Genomic DNA, 18,958 nt, shown 5'->3' with positions numbered 1-18,958 from the left:
ATTCTTTTCAGAGGGAGGCGATATTAGCCTTTCAGAGCGGCATTCAGCGTAGCGCTTGGGCACATAACCGCAGAGACTTTTGCAGGATCAGCGTGGTAGTAACCACCCAGATCAGCGGCTTGGCCTTGAACGGCTGCCAGCTCAGAGATGATCTTGTCTTCGTTCTCGCTCAGCGTTTTCGCCAGCGGAGCGAACTGATCAGCCAGTGCTTTATCATCCGTCTGTGCCGCCAGCGCTTCAGCCCAGTACATGCCTAGGTAGAAGTGGCTACCACGGTTGTCCAGCTCGCCAGTGCGACGTGATGGAGACTTGTTGTTCTCCAACAGTTTGCCGGTAGCTTGATCCAGACATTTTGCCAGCACTTTAGAGCGCTCGTTGTCTTCTTTGATGCCCAGCTCTTCCAGAGAAACTGCCAGTGCTAAGAATTCGCCCAGAGAGTCCCAACGTAAGTGGTTCTCTTCTTGAACTTGCTGTACGTGCTTAGGTGCAGAACCGCCAGCACCGGTTTCGTACATACCGCCGCCGTTCAGCATTGGCACGATAGACAGCATCTTAGCGGATGTACCCAGTTCCATGATTGGGAACAGGTCAGTTAGGTAGTCACGCAGGACGTTACCAGTAACAGAGATGGTATCCTGACCGCGGATCATACGCTCCATCGAGAAGCGGATCGCTTCGTTGTAGCCCATGATGTGCAGCTCTAGGCCTTCTGTATCGTGCTCTTTTAGGTACTTGCGAACTTTCTTCGCCAGTTCCATATCGTGCGCACGCTCTGGGTCCAACCAGAACACAGCCGGTGTGTTGGATTGACGAGAGCGAGTCACCGCCAGTTTAACCCAGTCACGAACCGCGATGTCTTTGGTTTGGCAAGCACGCCAGATGTCGCCTTTCTCAACATCGTGTTGCATCAGAACCGTACCGTTTGCATCCACAACGCGCATGGTACCGTCTTCTGCCATTTCGAATGTCTTATCGTGCGAACCGTACTCTTCGGCTTTTTTCGCCATCAGACCCACGTTAGGCACAGAACCCATAGTGGTTGGGTCGAATGCACCGTTGGTTTTACAGAAGTTGATCACTTCTTGGTAGATGCGAGCATAAGTGCTCTCTGGCATAACCGCTTTGGTATCTTTGGTTTTGCCATCTGGGCCCCACATTTGGCCAGAGCTACGGATCATCGCAGGCATGGACGCATCAACGATAACGTCGCTTGGTACGTGCAAGTTAGTGATGCCTTTAACTGAGTCAACCATCGCCAATTCAGGACGGTGCATGTAGCAAGAGTGGATGTCTTCCAAGATCTCTTGACGCTTAGACTCCGGCAAAGATTGAATTTTGTCGTAAACGCTGCCCAAACCGTTGTTTGGGTTAACGCCCAGTTCTTCAAACAGGTCGCCGTGCTTATCGAACACTTCTTTGTAGAACACAGTTACCGCGTGACCGAAAACGATGGGGTGAGATACCTTCATCATGGTCGCTTTAACGTGCAAAGACCACATAACGCCGGTTTCTTTCGCGTCGTTCAGGCTCTCTTCAAAGAAATCACGCAGAGCGCTGCAGCTCATGTACATGCTGTCCAGAACTTCGCCTTGCTCCAGGTGCAGTTCTTTCTTCAGTGATACCTCACCGGATTTAGATACGAACTCGATACGCACATCGCCTTCGTTTTCCATTGTGATGGACTGTTCGCTGGAGAAGAAGTCACCACCGCGCATGTAGTCGGCGTGAGTGCGTGAAGCTTTGCTCCAAGCGCCCATAGAGTGTGGGAACTTGCGAGCGTAGGCTTTAACCGCAGCAGGTGCACGACGGTCAGAGTTACCTTCACGCAGTACAGGGTTTACCGCAGAACCTAGGATTTTACCGTAACGTGCGCGAACGTCTTTTTCTTCGTCTGATGATGGCTCATCAGGGAACGCAGGTACCGCATAACCTTGGCCTTGAAGCTCTTTGATGCACGCTTTTAACTGCGGAACCGATGCAGAGATGTTTGGCAGTTTGATGATGTTAGCGTGAGGGTCTTGAGTCAGATCACCCAAGAAAGCCAGACCGTCCTCGATCTTTTGATCGTCGTTCAGGTAGTCGGGGAAAGCAGCCAAAACACGAGCCGCCAGAGAGATATCGGTTACTTTTACGTCGATATCTGCCGCTTGTGCGAAGGTACGTACGATAGGTAAAAATGAAGCGGTTGCAAGATAAGGCGCTTCATCAGTGAGGGTGTAGTAGATAGTTTGTTTAGTCATGTTCATCCCCGAATGTTTAGCTGGAAAGCTAAGACTTGATGTTGAGACAACTTGTGATCGTCCCGTTCCACCGGTCAAGCCATTTTTTGTAACTGGGGCAATTATACCGAAAGTGCTGATCCTGTTATACGCCAGGACTATGCACTAAAGGCTAATGCACCTCTGGCTTTTGTAAAAAAATTACAAAGCGAGCACATTCTAAACACCTTTGCGGTCAGTTTCACCTTATTCAATAGGTTAATCCGAAATATTACGACATCGCTTAGCGTCGCAGGGGGCTTCTTAAAGACGTATACTATGGGCCTTCGACAATGAGTAAGACTGTGGGAATCGGTATGACACGCATCACAATCCAGACACCGGATGATTGGCACCTACACTTTCGTGATGGGGACATCTTAAAAGAAACTGTACCAGCGACAGCGCGCTGTTTCGCACGTGCGATTGTTATGCCTAACTTGGTTCCACCGGTTAAAACGGCAGACGATGCCATCGCTTACCGCGATCGTATTCTTGCAGCGCGCCCACAAGGTTCAGCGTTTGAACCCTTGATGACCATCTACCTCACCAACGACACTTCAGCCGATCAGATTCGTGCTGCGAAAGCTGCAGGTGTGGTAGCTGCCAAAATGTACCCAGCCGGTGCAACGACCAACTCATCGGCGGCGGTCAGCCAGCTAGAGGGTTTGTATCCGGTTTTTGAGGTGATGCAAGAAGAGGGCATGTTGCTGTTGGTGCATGGTGAAGTCACGGATTCGCACATTGATATTTTTGATCGCGAAAAAGTGTTCATCGATCAAAAAATGGCACCAATTGTAAAAGCCTTCCCAGAATTGAAAGTGGTGTTTGAACACATCACCACCCAAGATGCGGCAGAGTTTGTGCAAGGGCAGTCCGGCCATGTAGCGGCGACCATTACACCTCAGCATTTGATGATGAACCGTAACGATCTGTTAGTGGGTGGGGTAAAGCCGCACAACTACTGTTTGCCAGTGCTCAAACGCCGCACTCACCAAGAGGCTCTGCGCGCTGTGGTTCAATCGGGTTCGCCTAAGTTTTTCTTGGGGACTGATTCTGCACCACACCCAAAAGAAGCTAAAGAAAATGCGTGTGGCTGTGCTGGCTGCTACAGCGCTTGGAGTGCTCTTGAGCTGTACGCCCAGGTCTTCGAAGAGTTGGATGCGCTCGATAAGTTGGAAGGCTTTGCCAGCTTGCACGGCCCTGATTTTTACGGCTTGCCGCGCAACCAAGGCACTGTGACTTTAGTGAAAGAGAGCTGGACCATTCCGGATCAGATCATTTTGCCAGATGGCCGCCCAATTGTGCCTTTCTATGCAGGCCAAACCGTGGATTGGAAGATCGAAACGCCGTAAGCGACTTCGTAAAAAAATGTTAACTCAAAGCCGGTTTCAACCGGCTTTTTTGTGCGTACGAGTTCATCGTGGTTGGTATGGCTAGACCAGATCTAACCGCAGATATAAGCTGCGATCGGCCACACTTTCTACATCCTCTTTCTGGTGGGTTACCATCATCACTGTTTTACCCTGTTGTTTGGCCGTGTCTTTTGTCCACCTTGTGGCTAGCTGACGTGTGCTTGGGTCCAGTTCTGCAAAAGGCTCATCGAGCAGTATGATCGGCTCCGGTCGTAACAGGGTTCGAATCAACGCGATGCGCTGGCGTTGTCCGCCAGAGAGTTGCGATGGCATTTTATTGAGTTGATCCTCCACTTTTAGATGGACGGCGGCTTCGCGAAGGGCCTCTTTCGGCGGCTGATCTTGACCGAACCCCAGTTGCAGGTTCTCCCAGACACTGATGTGCTCGAACAGGTTGTGATCCTGAAACAAAAAGGACACAGGGCGCTGATCGACGGGTAAATCAGTAAGGGAGGTTCCCTGCCAGAATATCTGCCCGGACTCTGGTGCGTAAAACCCTGCAATTAAGTACAACAAGGTGGTTTTACCAACACCGCTTTCGCCCTGCAGTGCGAGAATCTCTCCCTCACTGACCGAGAGTTGGTATCGCATTAAGGCGTTGGAGGGCGCATAACGGTAACAGACGTTGTTAATGTTGAGCATGCGTTTCTCTCCGATGTGGGTCTGTTTCGCAGATGCCTAATATAATGGCGCAGAGCATTAAGAGGGTCAGTGCCGCGCCACTGGCGGCTTCGATTTGATAGGAGCCTGCCAAGCTGTAAATCAGCCAAGGTAATGAGGTACTGCCAGAGGGGCCAAAAATAGCAAATAGGGCCACATCACCCATGGCCAATACCATCACAAAACCAAACGTATTTTTGATGGTGGCTTTGGCGTAGAGCCACTCTAAGCGCATCGCCTTTCGTGGGGGCAGTTTTAACGATGAAACCAAAGCGTGGTTTTGTTGATCGTACAAACACAATGCAGGCTTTAAGCGCTGCAGCGCAAAGGGCATTAACAGAAAACCGTTTAACAGTGCGATCACCACTAAGCCATAGCGCTCAAGATCAATCGTACCGAGTAGAGCGATGAAAATACCCACCGAGAGCACCATCGCAGGCACAAATAAACTGTGGGACGCCAACCAGCTTAACCCTTGTGCGTATCGTGTCTTGCCACCGAGCAGTGCGCGGCGCATGGGATTCAATGCTAGGTAAGCTAAGAATACGCTGATCAAGGCTGACGCGAGGCCAAGGCATAGGGTAATCAGTGTGGGTGGGATCAACCGCTCTAGTGAGCTTGCTTTAAAAAAGGCGCTGAGTCCTGGCAGCAGTGACCAAAAAGGCAGTGTCCATAAAAAGGCAACAAGCGCTAAAACCCAAAAGCAGAGCACCCCTAAGGGACCGGTTGCATAGCGCAAATGGCGAAAGGGGGTTGGGCGCTCCATGCTTTGGCGATGGATGCTCTCTTTTCGGGTAAACACAAAGTAAAGCCCACCGGCTATGACAAGCTGACACCAAGAGAGCAGCAAGGCTTCTGGGATGTTGAAATCGTATTTCAGGGCTTGGTAGATGGCGACTTCCAGCGTGGTCGATTTTGGCCCGCCACCTAAGGCCAGCACCACCGCAAAGCTGTTAAAGCACAAAATAAAAATGAACCCAAATACGGGGCCAAGCACTGCCTGCAAGATGGGCCATTCGATGCGTTTAAAGTGCACCCAGGTGCTTAATTTTAATTGGCGACTCAGCATTAGGCTGGTGTCGGGCAAGGTGTTTAATTGGGCATAAAAAGTACGTATGGCAAAAGGGACGTTCAAGAAAAGGTGCGCCAGTAAAATGCCCGATAGGCCATAAAGGTTCCAGCCATCCATGCCAAGCTCATTAAGCCAAGTTGTTACATGCCCAGAGCGCCCTAATAAGGCCACTAAGCCTGTAACCACCACGAGCGTTGGGGCAATAAAACAGAGTAAACACCCCCATAAAAAGGCGGCTTTAAAACGCGTATCTGGACGTTTAAAAACACACCAAGCGATGGGCAGCGCAATGGCTGTGCTTAAGGCGGCACTGAGCAGAGCTTGTTTTAACGTGAAGCCAATGATTTGTTGAAGGTACGGGTCGCCGAGCAGTGCAAGATCAAGCCCACCACCTTTTTGCTGGGTTAAACCCCAAAAGGCACCGGCACTGGGTAGCAGTAATAGGACAAACAACAGGATAACCCCAGCATTTCGGTACGCTGGGGTAGGGTGGGTATTGATCATGAGTGAGATCAGCCCAGCCTCATTGAGCCGAGGTGCGCCACACCTTGATAAAGTCGCTGCGATGGTCGATTAGATCACCCAGCGGTACATCAACCGCTTTTGGCGTGACCAGATGATCAAATGCGTTGGGCAGCTCGACACCGTCAATGACCGGAAGCATCCAGTTGGTGGTTGGGATGATGCTTTGGGCGGCAGGCGAAATTAAAAACGCCAAGAAATCATTAGCCTGTTCGGTGCGCTTTGAATACGCCGAAATGGCCGCCACTTCCACTTGTCGGATATGGCCTTCCTCAAACTGAGCCGCTTTATACTTGGACGTACCGTCCACCACTTCGTGGTAAGCCGGGGAGGTCGTGTAGCTGAGTACATAATCCGCATCACCCTCTAGAAACATGCTGTAGGCTTCCCACCAGCCTTTCGTCACGGTTACCGTGTGCTTAGCAAGTTGTGACCATGCTTGAGCAGCGTCCTCTTGGTACACAGCATTCATCCAAAAGAGCAGACCTTGTCCCGGTGTGCTGGTACGTGGGTCTTGATAGAGGACAGAAGCGTCCGATTCGACCAAAGCCTTTAATGAGTCCACCGGCGTAGGCGTTGTTTCACTGTTATAGATGAACGCAAAGTAGCCATAGTCAAAGGGGACAAAGGTGTTGTCATCCCAGCCGAGTGCTTGGGTTAATCCCGATAAGTCCGTGTTGTGGGTTTGAACCAATTCTTCCGCTTTGGCTGCTTTCATCAACGACTCATCCAGACCTAATAGGACATCGGCCTTGGTCGAGGTGCTCTCGATGCGTGCACGATTTAGAATGCTGACGCCATCGTCCACACTGATAAACTCAATGTCACACTGACAGTGCGCTTCGTAGGCCTTCTCTAATTGTGGGCCTGGGCCCCATTCGGAGTTAAACGAATCGTATGTATAAATGGTAAGATCCGAAGCGAACGCTTGAGTAGCCATGAAAGGTGCGACCAGTAAAGCGGTGCGTGTAAAGTACTTCATAGTTGGTTTCCTATTCCCTACGCCGGTATGATCCGTTTCAGGTTCGACGGGTGTAATCTCAGCCCCATGCTCAGGCACCCCGATAAGTGCGGCAAAGTGTAACACAACTGACTTTTAATACGCTTCCTTCAATGACCAACACGACCGATCATCAAGCCTCATCTAATCTCTTGTCTCCGATGTTATTGCAGAGTGTTCACGCACAGCTTGGTCAAACCCTGCAATGGCAACCGTTATCCCACACAGGTACGACAAACGCCCTTTGGGTGGGTAACCGAGTGGGGGATGAGAAGCCTTCGGTGGTTTTGCGCATCAGCCCCACGGCTTTGCCGTTAGGGGCGAGTGCCACGCGGGAAAAGAAAATCCTCACCTTGCTCTCGCTACTGCCAACTGAAGATGATTTGGCACAAGCCGTCCCTATGGTTGCTGAGGGGGAGGGGTGGCTGGTGATGCCTTATCTTGAATCACAACGGTCAAATCTTCGTTTGGAAGGCCAAGCCATTCTTGCTTTGGTAAAAGCGCTTAAGTCGCTGCCGCCACCGAATGATCAATCGCTTTATCTGGATTATGAGGGGCTTTGGCAAGCTTATCGGGATGACCTACACACGCAAGGTCATATCCAGAGTTTGGACCAAGTTGTGGCAGCGTTTAACGCTTTGCCCACGCTTGAGCCTTGGTGTGTGCATCATGATCTTCACCCTGGTAACTGTTTGTACCGTGGGAATACGCCTGTCTTAATTGATTGGGAATACGCAGGCTTTGGGCAGCCATGGGCGGATTTTTACAGCTTAGAGCGATATTGGAGGATACCAGCTTTAGAGATCCATCAAAGTTTAGAGCTGGATTCGTTAATGAGTGCAACCGTGTTTGAGGAGGGGATGCAGCGTGCAAAGGACTGGATGCAGGCACTCGAGAAACTCTGGGTGCTAAATACAAATAAGGAGGCCTAAGCCCCCTTATTGAATGAACCAATTACCGTCCGTTTACGCCATTTGGCTCTGAACGTAGTTTGGCATACCGATCATTTTGATCAGACGCAGCTGTTGCTCTAACCAGTGAGCGTGATCTTCTTCGGTATCTTCTAGCAGTTTTTCCAAAATCTCGCGGCTTTGGTAGTCCTGCTCTTCTTCACAGATCTTGATCACTTCTTTTAATCGGTTGCCTACTTCGTACTCGATGCGAAGATCGCTTTCGATCATTTCAACCACATCGGAGCCGATTTTCAGGCCTTCACGGGTAACCATATCTGGCACGCCTTCCAGGAACAGCATACGTTCGATTAAGAGGGCCGCGTGACCTTTCTCATCGTCAAACTCGTGATCGATGCGCTCGTAAAGCTTTTCCAAGCCCCAGTCTTGGTACATGCGGGAGTGGATGAAGTACTGATCCATAGCGGCCAGCTCCATCGCCAATAAAGAGTTTAAGCCGTCGATGACGCGTTGATTGCCTTTCATTGTGATAAACCTCGATTACATTTGGCTCTGGAGATAATTTTCGATACCCATGGATTTGATCAGATGTTGCTGTGTCTCGATCCAATCCAGATGCTCTTCTTCGTATTCCAGAATCTCTTCCAGAATATCGCGGCTAACGTAGTCGGACTTCTCTTCGCACAAGGCGATCGCTTGGCGCAGCAAGCTCAGCTGTTCGTTTTGGAAGTCCATATCACCTTGCAGCATCTCTTCGGTGTGCTCACCGATGCGAAGACGCTCTAGGTGTTGAAGGTTTGGAAGACCTTCTAAAAACAGAATGCGTTCGATCAGCTCGTCCGCTTGTTTCATATCCTTGATGGACTTTTTGTAAGACTTGCTGTTGAGCTCATCCAGACCCCAGTTTTTGTACATGCGTGCATGCAGGAAAAATTGGTTAATAGACGTAAGTTCAGCGGTCAGCACTTTATTTAGGATAGCAATGACCTGTTTATCGCCTTGCATGAGGAAGTCTCCAGATATGTTTGATGCTGGTAAGTGTAAACATGAATTTAATTAACGCAAGTCAATTTTTTCTTGAAAAATAGTAATTGAAAACCGTCGTATTTGTCTTGATATAAAGGATTATGAGAACTATTATCATTCTATTAAACAAATGGGATTGATTAGCATTATGTATGTCTGCATTTGCAACGGTGTAACCGATTCTCAGATCCTCCAAGCGGTAGAAGAGGGGGCAAATACGGTTCGCGAACTGAACAAAACCCTTTCTGTCGGCAACTGTTGCGGAAAATGCACCCGTGTTGCTCGTGACTTGATCAAGAGCCATTTTGATCGTGATGAAATTGATTCAATGAGTTACTCAGCTGTTTGAAAAACTATCAGGTTAGTTTTTCCTTTTTATGACAGCTAAAAAACAAACGCACTATAAAAAAGACCTCAATTGAGGTCTTTTTTTATGGTGAATGAATCTGACTCTTATGACGCCTCTCAGTTAAGCGTAATCTCGACACTGGCGGAACCCGCTTTGGCGGTTTCTAGCGCCGTCTCAAGCTGTTCGGCACGGCTCAAAACGACCCCCATACGACGTGTTCCAGCCACTTCCGGTTTACCAAATAAACGCAGCTGTGTGTTGGGGTTGGTCAATACGGCACCTAAGTTACCAAATTGAATGTCCTTGGATTGGCCTTCGACTAAGATCACGCTGGAGGCACTTGGTCCATGGAAGTGAATATTCGGAATTGGCAAGCCTAGAATGGCACGGGCGTGCAATGCGAACTCTGAAAGATCTTGAGAAATCAAAGTAACTAAACCTGTGTCATGCGGGCGAGGTGATACTTCGCTAAAGAGGACTTCATCGCCTTTGATGAACAGCTCGACGCCAAAGATGCCTCGGCCTCCTAAGGCTTCGGTAATTTTTGCTGCCACGTTTTGAGCGCTGGCCAGTGCTGCATCACTCATCGCCTGTGGCTGCCATGATTGCTGGTAGTCACCGTTTTTCTGCACGTGGCCGATCGGCTCACAGAAGGATGTGCCATCGATGTGGCGAACCGTTAATAGGGTGATCTCGTAATCAAACTCGACAAACCCTTCGACAATCACTTTACCACCACCGGCACGACCGCCTTCTTGGGCATATTGCCAAGCGCTTTCGATCTCTTCTTCGCTGGCGACGGTGCTCTGACCTTTACCGGATGAGCTCATGATGGGTTTGACTACGCACGGTAGGCCTACCTCTTTAATGGCGTCCTTGTACTCTTCGATTGTTTCCGCAAAACGGTAAGGGGAGGTCGAAAGCCCCAGCTCTTCTGCGGCCAGTCGACGGATGCCTTCGCGGTTCATGGTCAGCTGGGCGGCTTTTGCGGTAGGAATCACCGTATAACCCTCGCGCTCCATATCCACCAAGGTGGTGGTTGAGATCGCTTCGATCTCTGGGACGATGTACTGAGGTTGCTCGGCTTCGATCACTTCGCGCAGGGCTTCACCATCAAGCATGGAGATCACATGGCTTCGGTGGGCGACTTGCATGGCCGGTGCATGGGCATAGCGGTCGACCACAATGACCTCGGCCCCAAGGCGTTGCAGTTCAATAACGACCTCTTTACCAAGCTCGCCTCCGCCGCATAAAAGAACACGGGTCGAATGCGCTGAATAGGGAGTACCGAGTGTAGCCATGGGGCGTAATCCTCTTTATGAAATGGATTCACCGATTATACGGGATTTCTGGAAAAATCGGACATTGGCAAAAAGGGTGAGTGGTCTATACTGGTTTTATCAACCTCATGTGATCGCCATCCGTGAGTCCTTGTGAATTCGATTGCCCTCTGGGCCTCTTAGCCGAAATCATTTCGGCTCCTGTTGGGGCGGCTTCGTGCCGCCCCTGACCTTATTTTCCATCCTAGCGATTCCTCGGTACGTTTCTGGCACAATAATGCCCCTTGGGCGTACACTACGCGCCATCTTTGATGACTTACATACAGAAAACAGATGACTTTAGACGCGCATGATTGGCAAGACGCTTGTCAGTCCATTATCGAAGCCGGTCAGTGGATCGATCAACAGGGTTGGTGCCCAGCCACAGGCGGTAACTTTTCCATTCGTTTTCACGAAGAGGATTTCAGTGGTGCCTTGGTAACGGCATCGGGTCGCCATAAAGGGTTTTTAAAGCCGAATGATCTATTACGAGTGGACCTTCAGGGCCAGCCCGTAAAGAGCAGCTTAACCCCTTCGGCCGAAACGCTCTTGCACACCAAATTGTATGAACTGAACCCAAGCATTGGTGCCGTGCTGCATACACACTCGGTCGCTTCAACGGTCTTGTCGCGTTTAACCGCTGGAGATAGCCTGACAATAGCGGGGTTTGAGATGCAAAAGTCATTGGCGGGTAACACCACCCACGATGAAGCGATTCAAATCTGTATTTTGGATAACACCCAAGACATGACCGAGCTCGCAGAACGTTTGGCAACGCGTTGGCATCAAAACCCGCTCACATGGGGTTTTTTAGTCCGTGGGCATGGCCTGTATGCGTGGGGCGAGACGATGGCAGAAGCGCGTCGTCACATCGAAGGGCTGGAGTTTTTGTTTGCCTGCGAGCTGGAGATGCGTCGCTTGGGTACAGACTCGGCCAGTGTCTATCAGAAAGAAGGACAGTAAAGCATGAGCATCCAAGCCATTTTAACGGACATTGAAGGCACCACAACGGATATCCGCTTTGTGCATGATGTGTTGTTTCCCTATGCGCGCAAGGCCATGAAGGATTTTGTTTTGGCGCATCACGATCAGCCGGATGTGCAGGCTCAAATCGATGCCGTAAAAGACGCGGCGGCCGAGCCAAACGCCTCGTTGGAGCGCGTAGCAGAGATACTGATCCATTGGATTGATACCGACCAGAAAATCACCCCGTTAAAAGCTTTGCAGGGGATGATCTGGGCCGATGGCTATCAGCAAAAGGCGTTTACCGGGCATGTCTATGAGGATGCGCATCAGTATCTTTCTGAATGGAAAGCCAAAGGCCTGTCACTGAATGTCTTTTCGTCGGGTTCGGTTGAAGCACAAAAGCTGATTTTCGGTTACAGCGATTTTGGTGATATGACGCCCTTGTTTGATCACTACTTTGATACGCGCACCGGGGCAAAGCGTGAACGCACCGCTTACGATGCGATCGCCAAAGCGATGAACGTTACCCCTTCGGATATTCTGTTTTTATCGGATGTCGAGGCGGAGCTTGATGCCGCAAAAGAGGCGGGGTACGAGACGATCTTGTTATGCCGTGATGAGGCGCCAAAGCGACCGGCCCACACCTGGGTATCCGATTTTAGCCAGATCCGTTTTTAAGAATAAAAGAACCCGTAAGGGTGCGAGCCAATAAAGGAAAAGAGTCATGAGTGCATTAACCATTGCCCGCGACGATAACGCGAACGAGATTCTACTGAATACAACCGATGGGCAGGAGATCCAAACCGCACTGAATGCCGCGGGTGTTCGCTTTGAGCGTTGGGAAGCCGATACCCCGATTACACAAGGCATGAGCAACGAGGAGATCCTTGCGGCCTACCAGTCTGAGATTACGCGTTTGGTGGACGGTGAGGGATATCAAACGGTGGATGTGATCTCGTTGTCGTCTGATCACCCAGATAAAGATGCGTTGCGTCAGAAATTCCTAAGCGAACATACCCACACCGAAGATGAGGTGCGTTTCTTTGTGGCCGGTGAAGGGGTGTTTTATTTGCACATCGACGATAAGGTCTATCAAGTGCATTGCTGTAAAGATGATCTCATCTCGGTACCCGCTAACGTAACGCACTGGTTTGATATGGGGCCTAACCCCAACTTTACCGCGATCCGCTTCTTTGATAATCCAGAAGGTTGGGTGGCGCATTTTACCGGCAATGACATTGCCAATCATTTTCCGATGTTTGAAGGATAATCCATGTCTAAAGGACGCGATAAGCATCAGGCTCGTCAACAAGAGCTAAGCCTGTTTGGTAAAGATCTGGTGCGCCGGTGCGGCTCGCAGTGCGAGGTGTGTCAAGACAGTGGTGTGTCGCTGAGTATTTTTGAAGTACCACCGGTACCGACTGAGCCAGAATACGAGCGTTGCCTCATGATCTGCGAGACCTGCAAAGAGCAGATTGAGCACCCAAAACGCATCGAGCCTAATCGTTGGCGCTGCTTGGGCACCACCATGTGGAGCGAAGTAATACCCGCTAAGGTCACCGCCGTGGTGATGTTAAATCACCTGAATGAGAAGCTGGGCGTCGAATGGGCGCAAGAGTTGCTTGAACAGGTGTTTTTAGTAGAAGACGAGCAAGCTTGGGTTGATCAATGGCAGATCGGCATGAAGGCCTAATGCACGTTCAGAGACAGGAGATTTTAAGTCTCCTGTCTCTGTGAATTTAAACGTCGGTTGCCAGCGTGCGCTTTTTAAAGCGCTGAATCACCTTCCCGCCAAACGTATTGATCAGCAGACCGAGCATCAAAATGGCGACCCCGAGCATCTGTAGCGCGTTTACTTGTTCGCCCAATAAGACCCATGCACTTAATAAACCGAATATCGGCACCAAGAGGGTGAGCGGCGCAACTGTGCTCGCTGGGTACTGACGCATCAAATACGCCCATACGCCATAACCAAACAGTGAGGCGACTACGCTTAGGTACAGCACGACCCAGACTGAGTTCAGTGTGGCGGCCGCCATCGATTCCATGATCAGCTCTGGCCCTTCGAAGATAAGCGACAAGGCTGCAAAAGGGATGATTGGTATCATACCGCCCCAGGCAACCAAGCTGATCAGATCCACATTGCCACTTGAGGCAATTTTACGGTTAACGATGTTCCCCACACCCCAGCACATCGCGGCAGCAATGGTGAGCACGAAACCGATGGTGGTCATCTGGGTATCGGCGGTTTGTGATGCCAGTAGGGTTAAGCCCAGAATGGCAACCACCACCGCTAACCACTGCTGCGGTTGCCAGCTCTCGTTTAAAAAGAGGCGAGCAAAGAGAAGAGTAAACAGCATTTGGGATTGCAGCACCAAAGACGCAAGGCCTGCTGGCATGCCGTAGTACATGGCTACAAACAGAAACGCAAACTGACCAAAAGAGAGCGTTAAGCCGTACGCCAACATCTGCTTCATCGGGAGCTTAGGCGGTTTAATAAAGACCACAGCAATTAAGCCAAGCGCTGCAAAGCGCAGCATGCCCAGCCACAGCGGTGGCAGCTCATCTAAACCGAAACGGATAACCACAAAGTTAAGCCCCCAGCCAATCACAACCAGCAGTGCTAACCCCCAGTGTCGCAGCGTCATAAATACCTCAAATGATTCGAGGTCAGAGCCTTACAGGCTGTCGAAATGCTTTGTGATGAGTGCCACACACGTCGGCAGAATCAGAAGGGATGACCACTCTTCTAAGGACGTAAAGGCAGGTGAGTCCTGCCTTACGGAAGAGTGATCAAATGTAGCTTTACTCGTTAACGACTGCAACACGGATGGCGTCGAGTCGAAGCTGTGCATCGCCTAGGTGACGAAGGATGGTTTCACGCTTTTCTTGAAGGTGTTCAAGCTCTTCGCTTCGGATGGAGCGGTTCACTTTCATCAAGGCTTCAAGGCGGCTGATTTCACCATCGAGCTCTTGAGTGGCGTTGCTCAAGGCCGCGTCAACCAAGGGCTGTTCCTGTTTGCGAGCGATCGCGTCGGATTTATCCAATACGTTCGAGATCACCTCTTTTGCATGGCGGATCAGGTTTTGCGCCACATGGCGTTTTACCCGTTCACCCAGCTTATTAAGGTGCTCGCCGGTGATGATTTTGGATAAGTCATTTCCATTATTGTCCATCACTACACGCACAATCGGCTGCGTTTGGTAGCGTTGCAAGTGCAGGGCTTTTGGCGCGGCGCAGTGTAGGGTGTACACCGCTTCTACTAGGATGCTGCCAGGTTGCAGTGGCGGAAGTTTAACGGTGCAAACACAAGCGTTACCAAAGTCGCTGCCAAGGATCATCTCCATCGCACCTTGCACCATGGGGTGTTCCCACGACATAAACTGCATGTCTTCTCGGGAGAGGGCTTCTTCACGCGCGTAGGTTGCTTTGCAGCCTTCATCCGGTAACCCCGGAAAGCGGTGATCCGCCATCTGATCCGTTGGGTGCAAAATAACCGAGTGAGTCGTGTCGCTTTGTTGATCCACACCAAACTGGTCAAATACCCGCTCCATGTAGTTACGAAGCGGCGTTCGCATCTCGTGCTCTTCAACGCTTTCAAGAAGCGCCGCAGCCACGGTATGGCGACATGAACTCATCTCCAGCAAGCGGTCGCGACCGGCTTGTAAGCGAGCATGAATTGCCTGAGTTGCCGCCTTCGATGCTTCGATCAAACCTTCGAAAACCGCTTCATCCAGACCTTCGCTGATCAGCTGGGTAAGTGGCTCTTCAAACTGGTTGAGCAGCTCTTGGCCGGCAGGGCAGGTGTGACGGAAGGCGTTAATGCCTTCATCGAACCAACGCATCAGAACCGCTTGAGGGCTGTTTTCATAGTACGGCACATGGATCTGGACATCGTGTTTTTGACCGATACGGTCCAAACGACCGATACGTTGTTCCAGAAGGTCTGGGTTCAACGGCAGGTCAAACATGATCAGGTGCTGTGCAAACTGGAAGTTGCGGCCTTCGCTGCCTATTTCGGAACAGATCAGAACCTGCGCGTATTCATCTTCGTCTGCAAAGTAAGCGGCGGCGCGGTCACGGTTGATCAAGGTCATCTTCTCGTGGAAGACGGCCGAGCGTACGCCTTTGCGTAAGCGTAAAAACTCTTCTAACGCTTGTGCGGTATCTGCGTTGGCGCAAATCAGCAGGGCTTTTTCGGTGCGATGCTTTTTAAGCCATTCGTCCAGCCACTCGACGCGCGGGTCTTCTTCCAACCAGTTATCACCGAGCCAAAGTTCAGGGCGCAGATGCGTCTCGATTGGGCCGTCGGTAGGTCGGTAATCCATCTCGTGCGGTGCCGACAGCGGATGCGGGATCAAGACACGAGTCGGGAAGCCTGGAACGGCATCGCGCGTATTACGAAACAGAACGCGGCCTGTGCCGTGGCGATCCAGCAGCTGGTTAATCAAGCCATCCAATGTGGCCTCAGGGTCTTCACTGTTAATCAGTGTGTCGCTGGTGCCTTCACCAAGGTACTGATCCAACTGACCACGAAGCAGGGTATCGGTGGATAGCAGGGTAAGGCCTTGCTCGCTGGTTAAGGTTTGAACCAGGGTGTTGACCTCATCGTAATGGCCTTGCTCTTCTTTAAACTCATCTAACGAGCTGTAACGGTCTGGGTCCAGCAGTCGCAAACGCGCAAAGTGGCTTTCGATGCCCAGTTGCTCTGGCGTTGCGGTTAACAGCAAGAGTCCCGGAATCGCCTTAGCTAAGGATTCAACCGCTTGATACAGGGGCTCAGGTTCCGCTTCGTCCCACACCAAGTGGTGGGCTTCATCGACAACCATCAAATCCCAATCGCAGTTGAGCATCTGATTCAGACGTTCTGGATTCGACGTCAGCATGGATTGCGTACACAGAACCAGTTGCGCGCTTTCAAACGGGTTGTCAGTGCCCGAGAGCTCCATCGCTGTGCAGCGAAGCTCATCCATAATGCTGAATTTTAGGTTGAAGCGGCGCAGCATCTCGATCAGCCATTGATAGATCAGGCTGTCAGGTACGGTAATCAAGACACGCTCGGCTTGGCCGGTCAGCAGTTGCTGGTGGACAATCAAACCCGCTTCGATGGTTTTACCCAAACCCACCTCATCGGCGAGCAGTACCCTGGGTGAAAAACGGTGTGCCACTTCGTGCGCAATGTAAAACTGGTGCGGCAGTAACTGCACGCGACCACCGGCTAAACCGAAGGTGGTTGCCGAGGTTTGCGTGTGGTGATGCTCCAGCGTGTCGATGCGCAAACGGAACTGACTGAGCTTATCAACTTGGCCAGCAAAGAGTCGATCTTGTGGGCGGCTAAACTGCACGCTGTGCTCAAGATTGATCTCGGGGACGATGAGCTCATTCCCTGACTCATCCTCACACAGGTAAATATGACAGCCGTTGTTATCGAAGCGATCTTTGATTTCGCCGGTTTGACCATCGGCGGTTTGGATCACATCGCCTACGGCATACTGCACTCGGCTGACCGGGGCATTATGGATCGCGTAGGTGCGCTCTTCTTCGGCGGCTGGGAAGTTAAGGGTGACACGACGATCGTCAATACTGACGACCATGCCAAGTCCAAGATCAGGCTCTGGATTGCTGATCCATCGTTGGCCGGGAATGAATTCTGACGCTGACAAGGGATAAAGCTCTCTCGTTTGACGGTTGCAAAGGGGCGTGAATGATAGAAGTTTAGACGATGGGTTTAAACCCGCACACCTTAATTTATTCTAAATGAGTGCGGGTATCGTTGAGAGTTCCGTCTAATTTACCGTTATGAAAACTGAGTCAGCACGCCGTTTTCGACATCCGTTTGGTTGAAAACGCCTTTGTCCAAAATCCAGCCAGTGATCAATTGGGCTGGGGTCACATCAAACGCAGGGTTAAACACCGGGGCTTCTTCGGGGCTCCAAATGACATCGCCAAACGCGCCGCTGACACCGCGTACTTCGTCGGCCGCGCGCTCTTCAATCGGGATCGCGTCGCCATTTGGGCAGTGTGGGTCGATGGTGGTATAGGGCGTCACGACGTAAAAAGGCACCTTATGAAAATGCGCATTGACCGCCAACGAATAGGTGCCGACTTTATTGGCAAAGTCCCCATTGGCGGCGATGCGATCGGCCCCTACCAAAACGGCATCGACTTTACCCGCCCGCATCAGTAAGGCCGCCATGTTGTCGCAAATCAATGTGTGATCAACGCCCAGTTTTTTCATCTCCCATGCGGTTAATCGACCGCCTTGAAGGAGCGGGCGGGTTTCATCCACATAGACATGCACATGTTTACCTTGCTCGGCCGCGGTTTGAATCACGCCGATGGCTGTGCCGATTCCGGCGGTGGCTAAGCTGCCCGTATTGCAGTGGGTTAATAGGTTCGCTTTATCCCCAATGAGCGAAGCTCCGGCTTCACCAATCGCTTTACAGAGTGCGACATCTTCGTGAAAGAGTCGCTCCGCTTCTTGGCTAACCGCCTCGATTCCCGATGTGGCAACCACGTTAAGCAGGCTATCTATATTGTTCATCAAGTTGACGGCGGTTGGTCGTGCTTTTCTTAGGCGCTCGGCATATTCAATGAACTGAGCTTGGGTCGGCTTCTGAGTATCTGCAATGTGCCCAAGTAACAGACTTGCGCCAATGCCGATCAGGGGGGCGCCACGAATCTGCAAACGCTGGATCATGGATTCCATATCGTCAACGCTGTCACACGCCAGCCAAACCTCTTGGTGAGGTAACTTATGTTGGTCGAGGACAAATAGAGCGTTTTGATCGTAACGGATGCTCGTCGCAAATAAGGAGTTCATGGCGCTTGAGGGCTCTGTCAGCTTAAGAAAAACCGAAGTATACGGGATGGATGGTTTGGGAAAAACGAAAAAGGCCAGATAACCGGCCTGTGTATCGATGCGAGAGGTTAAGCCGATTTCTCGGTATTGTCCTCATCGTAGCGTTCTAACTTGTTGTAAATCGTTTTGATGCTGATGCCTAATTGGTCGGCGGCCTGAGTTTTGTTGTGCTCACAATCATCGAGTGTGGCCATAATCAACGCCTTCTCGGCGTCCTTAAGGGTTGTGCCGGGTTTAATGTCATCCAGTGAAACGTCGGCATCGTCGTTAAGGTGTTCAAACAACGAAGGCAGCTCCTGAGTGGAGATCTCTTCGACCGCCAAAATGTGAGCGCGCTCAATCGTGTGCTTTAACTCACGAACGTTACCTGGCCAGTGGTAGTGGCTGACGGCATCCAACGCCTATTGGCTGAATTGCTTGTATGGTTAATCCTGTTGTTTTAAGGGTAAATTAGAGGCCCACCCTCAACGGCCATTGAGGGCTTTCATGCAGCAGCTCGGTGCATTGACGGCTCCTCTTACGAGAGACCGATAACAAGTGTGTAGCGCTGCGTGACTCTATAGCAATAACTCGAACAGTCATTGGGGCCTCGAGCCC

18 protein-coding genes and 1 riboswitch are annotated in these 18,958 nt (G+C 51.0%); of the genes, 7 read left to right on the top strand and 11 right to left on the bottom strand.

The genetic code is table 11. From position 1 onward, the window contains the following. Positions 1-23: 23 nt before the first annotated feature. Positions 24-2,240, bottom strand: a complete 2,217-nt coding sequence (locus ACXAF9_RS10695; RefSeq protein ID WP_475073872.1) for an NADP-dependent isocitrate dehydrogenase — start codon at positions 2,238-2,240, stop codon at positions 24-26. Positions 2,241-2,575: 335 nt separating this feature from the next. On the opposite strand from ACXAF9_RS10695, the gene pyrC reads away from it, so the two are divergent. Then, positions 2,576-3,613, top strand: a complete 1,038-nt coding sequence (pyrC, locus tag ACXAF9_RS10690) for a dihydroorotase (RefSeq protein ID WP_475073870.1) — start codon at positions 2,576-2,578, stop codon at positions 3,611-3,613. 81 nt (positions 3,614-3,694) lie between these two features. On the opposite strand, the gene ACXAF9_RS10685 is transcribed toward pyrC, so the two are convergent. The 3 genes from ACXAF9_RS10685 to thiB form a co-directional block, all read right to left on the bottom strand. After that, complete coding sequence (locus ACXAF9_RS10685) at positions 3,695-4,315, bottom strand: ATP-binding cassette domain-containing protein (protein WP_475073869.1); 621 nt, start codon at positions 4,313-4,315, stop codon at positions 3,695-3,697. Then, on the bottom strand, positions 4,302-5,909 hold the full coding sequence (locus ACXAF9_RS10680) for an ABC transporter permease family protein (RefSeq protein WP_475073868.1): 1,608 nt from the start codon (positions 5,907-5,909) through the stop codon (positions 4,302-4,304). The genes ACXAF9_RS10685 and ACXAF9_RS10680 overlap by 14 nt, the downstream gene beginning before the upstream one ends. Before the next feature lie 19 nt (positions 5,910-5,928). Continuing rightward, positions 5,929-6,909 (bottom strand): thiamine ABC transporter substrate binding subunit, encoded by a 981-nt coding sequence (gene thiB, locus ACXAF9_RS10675; RefSeq protein ID WP_475073867.1) that lies wholly within the window; start codon positions 6,907-6,909, stop codon positions 5,929-5,931. Then, a riboswitch (TPP riboswitch) is annotated at positions 6,907-7,001 on the bottom strand. (Overlaps the previous gene by 3 nt.) 39 nt (positions 7,002-7,040) lie before the next feature. Here thiB and ACXAF9_RS10670 point away from each other — a divergent pair. Further along, a complete protein-coding gene (locus tag ACXAF9_RS10670; protein WP_475073865.1) occupies positions 7,041-7,859 on the top strand; it encodes a phosphotransferase family protein in 819 nt (272 codons plus the stop codon). Between the two features lie 33 nt (positions 7,860-7,892). On the opposite strand, the gene bfr (ACXAF9_RS10665) is transcribed toward ACXAF9_RS10670, so the two are convergent. Both bfr (ACXAF9_RS10665) and bfr (ACXAF9_RS10660) read right to left on the bottom strand, forming a co-directional pair. Beyond that, the gene (gene bfr, locus ACXAF9_RS10665; RefSeq protein WP_475073864.1) at positions 7,893-8,363 is read right to left on the bottom strand and encodes a bacterioferritin; all 471 of its coding nucleotides are present in this window, start codon (positions 8,361-8,363) and stop codon (positions 7,893-7,895) included. 15 nt (positions 8,364-8,378) lie between these two features. After that, the gene (bfr, locus tag ACXAF9_RS10660; RefSeq protein WP_475073861.1) at positions 8,379-8,843 is read right to left on the bottom strand and encodes a bacterioferritin; all 465 of its coding nucleotides are present in this window, start codon (positions 8,841-8,843) and stop codon (positions 8,379-8,381) included. 151 nt (positions 8,844-8,994) lie between these two features. On the opposite strand from bfr (ACXAF9_RS10660), the gene ACXAF9_RS10655 reads away from it, so the two are divergent. Then, positions 8,995-9,213, top strand: coding sequence for a bacterioferritin-associated ferredoxin (locus ACXAF9_RS10655; protein ID WP_475073860.1), 219 nt, complete (start codon positions 8,995-8,997; stop codon positions 9,211-9,213). Between the two features lie 116 nt (positions 9,214-9,329). Here the strand turns inward: ACXAF9_RS10655 and purT are convergent, their stop codons facing one another. Beyond that, positions 9,330-10,514: a formate-dependent phosphoribosylglycinamide formyltransferase gene (gene purT, locus ACXAF9_RS10650; RefSeq protein ID WP_475073858.1), complete on the bottom strand. Its 1,185-nt coding sequence runs from the start codon at positions 10,512-10,514 to the stop codon at positions 9,330-9,332. 312 nt (positions 10,515-10,826) lie between these two features. On the opposite strand from purT, the gene ACXAF9_RS10645 reads away from it, so the two are divergent. From ACXAF9_RS10645 to ACXAF9_RS10630, 4 genes are read left to right on the top strand one after another with little or no spacing between them, the layout of a single operon-like run. Further along, positions 10,827-11,495 (top strand): methylthioribulose 1-phosphate dehydratase, encoded by a 669-nt coding sequence (locus ACXAF9_RS10645; protein WP_475073855.1) that lies wholly within the window; start codon positions 10,827-10,829, stop codon positions 11,493-11,495. Between the two features lie 3 nt (positions 11,496-11,498). Further along, complete coding sequence (gene mtnC, locus ACXAF9_RS10640; protein ID WP_475073854.1) at positions 11,499-12,176, top strand: acireductone synthase; 678 nt, start codon at positions 11,499-11,501, stop codon at positions 12,174-12,176. A gap of 46 nt (positions 12,177-12,222) precedes the next feature. Further along, positions 12,223-12,768, top strand: a complete 546-nt coding sequence (locus tag ACXAF9_RS10635; RefSeq protein ID WP_475073852.1) for a 1,2-dihydroxy-3-keto-5-methylthiopentene dioxygenase — start codon at positions 12,223-12,225, stop codon at positions 12,766-12,768. A gap of 3 nt (positions 12,769-12,771) precedes the next feature. After that, complete coding sequence (locus ACXAF9_RS10630; RefSeq protein WP_475073851.1) at positions 12,772-13,191, top strand: phnA protein; 420 nt, start codon at positions 12,772-12,774, stop codon at positions 13,189-13,191. Between the two features lie 46 nt (positions 13,192-13,237). Here ACXAF9_RS10630 and ACXAF9_RS10625 read toward each other — a convergent pair whose 3' ends face one another. From ACXAF9_RS10625 to ACXAF9_RS10610, 4 genes are all read right to left on the bottom strand, one after another. After that, positions 13,238-14,146, bottom strand: a complete 909-nt coding sequence (locus tag ACXAF9_RS10625) for an EamA family transporter (RefSeq protein WP_475073849.1) — start codon at positions 14,144-14,146, stop codon at positions 13,238-13,240. A gap of 157 nt (positions 14,147-14,303) precedes the next feature. Next, positions 14,304-17,162, bottom strand: coding sequence for an RNA polymerase-associated protein RapA (gene rapA / locus ACXAF9_RS10620; RefSeq protein WP_475073848.1), 2,859 nt, complete (start codon positions 17,160-17,162; stop codon positions 14,304-14,306). 134 nt (positions 17,163-17,296) lie between these two features. After that, positions 17,297-18,322, bottom strand: coding sequence for an S-methyl-5-thioribose-1-phosphate isomerase (gene mtnA, locus ACXAF9_RS10615; RefSeq protein WP_475073846.1), 1,026 nt, complete (start codon positions 18,320-18,322; stop codon positions 17,297-17,299). Positions 18,323-18,429: 107 nt separating this feature from the next. After that, positions 18,430-18,759: a helix-turn-helix domain-containing protein gene (locus ACXAF9_RS10610; RefSeq protein ID WP_475073844.1), complete on the bottom strand. Its 330-nt coding sequence runs from the start codon at positions 18,757-18,759 to the stop codon at positions 18,430-18,432. Positions 18,760-18,958 lie beyond the last annotated feature (199 nt).

The sequence above is a fragment of the Neptunomonas sp. ABH4_499 genome (genome assembly GCF_056160565.1).
Note: the sequence above shows the minus strand (reverse complement) of the source record. Positions and strands in the feature narration are given on the sequence as shown.

Coding starts and splice junctions, on each gene's coding strand:
- ACXAF9_RS10695 (WP_475073872.1), bottom strand. CDS start 2,240: ATGACTAAACAAACTATCTACTACACCCTCACTGATGAAGCGCCTTAT.
- pyrC (WP_475073870.1), top strand. CDS start 2,576: ATGACACGCATCACAATCCAGACACCGGATGATTGGCACCTACACTTT.
- ACXAF9_RS10685 (WP_475073869.1), bottom strand. CDS start 4,315: ATGCTCAACATTAACAACGTCTGTTACCGTTATGCGCCCTCCAACGCC.
- ACXAF9_RS10680 (WP_475073868.1), bottom strand. CDS start 5,909: ATGATCAATACCCACCCTACCCCAGCGTACCGAAATGCTGGGGTTATC.
- thiB (WP_475073867.1), bottom strand. CDS start 6,909: ATGAAGTACTTTACACGCACCGCTTTACTGGTCGCACCTTTCATGGCT.
- ACXAF9_RS10670 (WP_475073865.1), top strand. CDS start 7,041: ATGACCAACACGACCGATCATCAAGCCTCATCTAATCTCTTGTCTCCG.
- bfr (WP_475073864.1), bottom strand. CDS start 8,363: ATGAAAGGCAATCAACGCGTCATCGACGGCTTAAACTCTTTATTGGCG.
- bfr (WP_475073861.1), bottom strand. CDS start 8,843: ATGCAAGGCGATAAACAGGTCATTGCTATCCTAAATAAAGTGCTGACC.
- ACXAF9_RS10655 (WP_475073860.1), top strand. CDS start 8,995: ATGGGATTGATTAGCATTATGTATGTCTGCATTTGCAACGGTGTAACC.
- purT (WP_475073858.1), bottom strand. CDS start 10,514: ATGGCTACACTCGGTACTCCCTATTCAGCGCATTCGACCCGTGTTCTT.
- ACXAF9_RS10645 (WP_475073855.1), top strand. CDS start 10,827: ATGACTTTAGACGCGCATGATTGGCAAGACGCTTGTCAGTCCATTATC.
- mtnC (WP_475073854.1), top strand. CDS start 11,499: ATGAGCATCCAAGCCATTTTAACGGACATTGAAGGCACCACAACGGAT.
- ACXAF9_RS10635 (WP_475073852.1), top strand. CDS start 12,223: ATGAGTGCATTAACCATTGCCCGCGACGATAACGCGAACGAGATTCTA.
- ACXAF9_RS10630 (WP_475073851.1), top strand. CDS start 12,772: ATGTCTAAAGGACGCGATAAGCATCAGGCTCGTCAACAAGAGCTAAGC.
- ACXAF9_RS10625 (WP_475073849.1), bottom strand. CDS start 14,146: ATGACGCTGCGACACTGGGGGTTAGCACTGCTGGTTGTGATTGGCTGG.
- mtnA (WP_475073846.1), bottom strand. CDS start 18,322: ATGAACTCCTTATTTGCGACGAGCATCCGTTACGATCAAAACGCTCTA.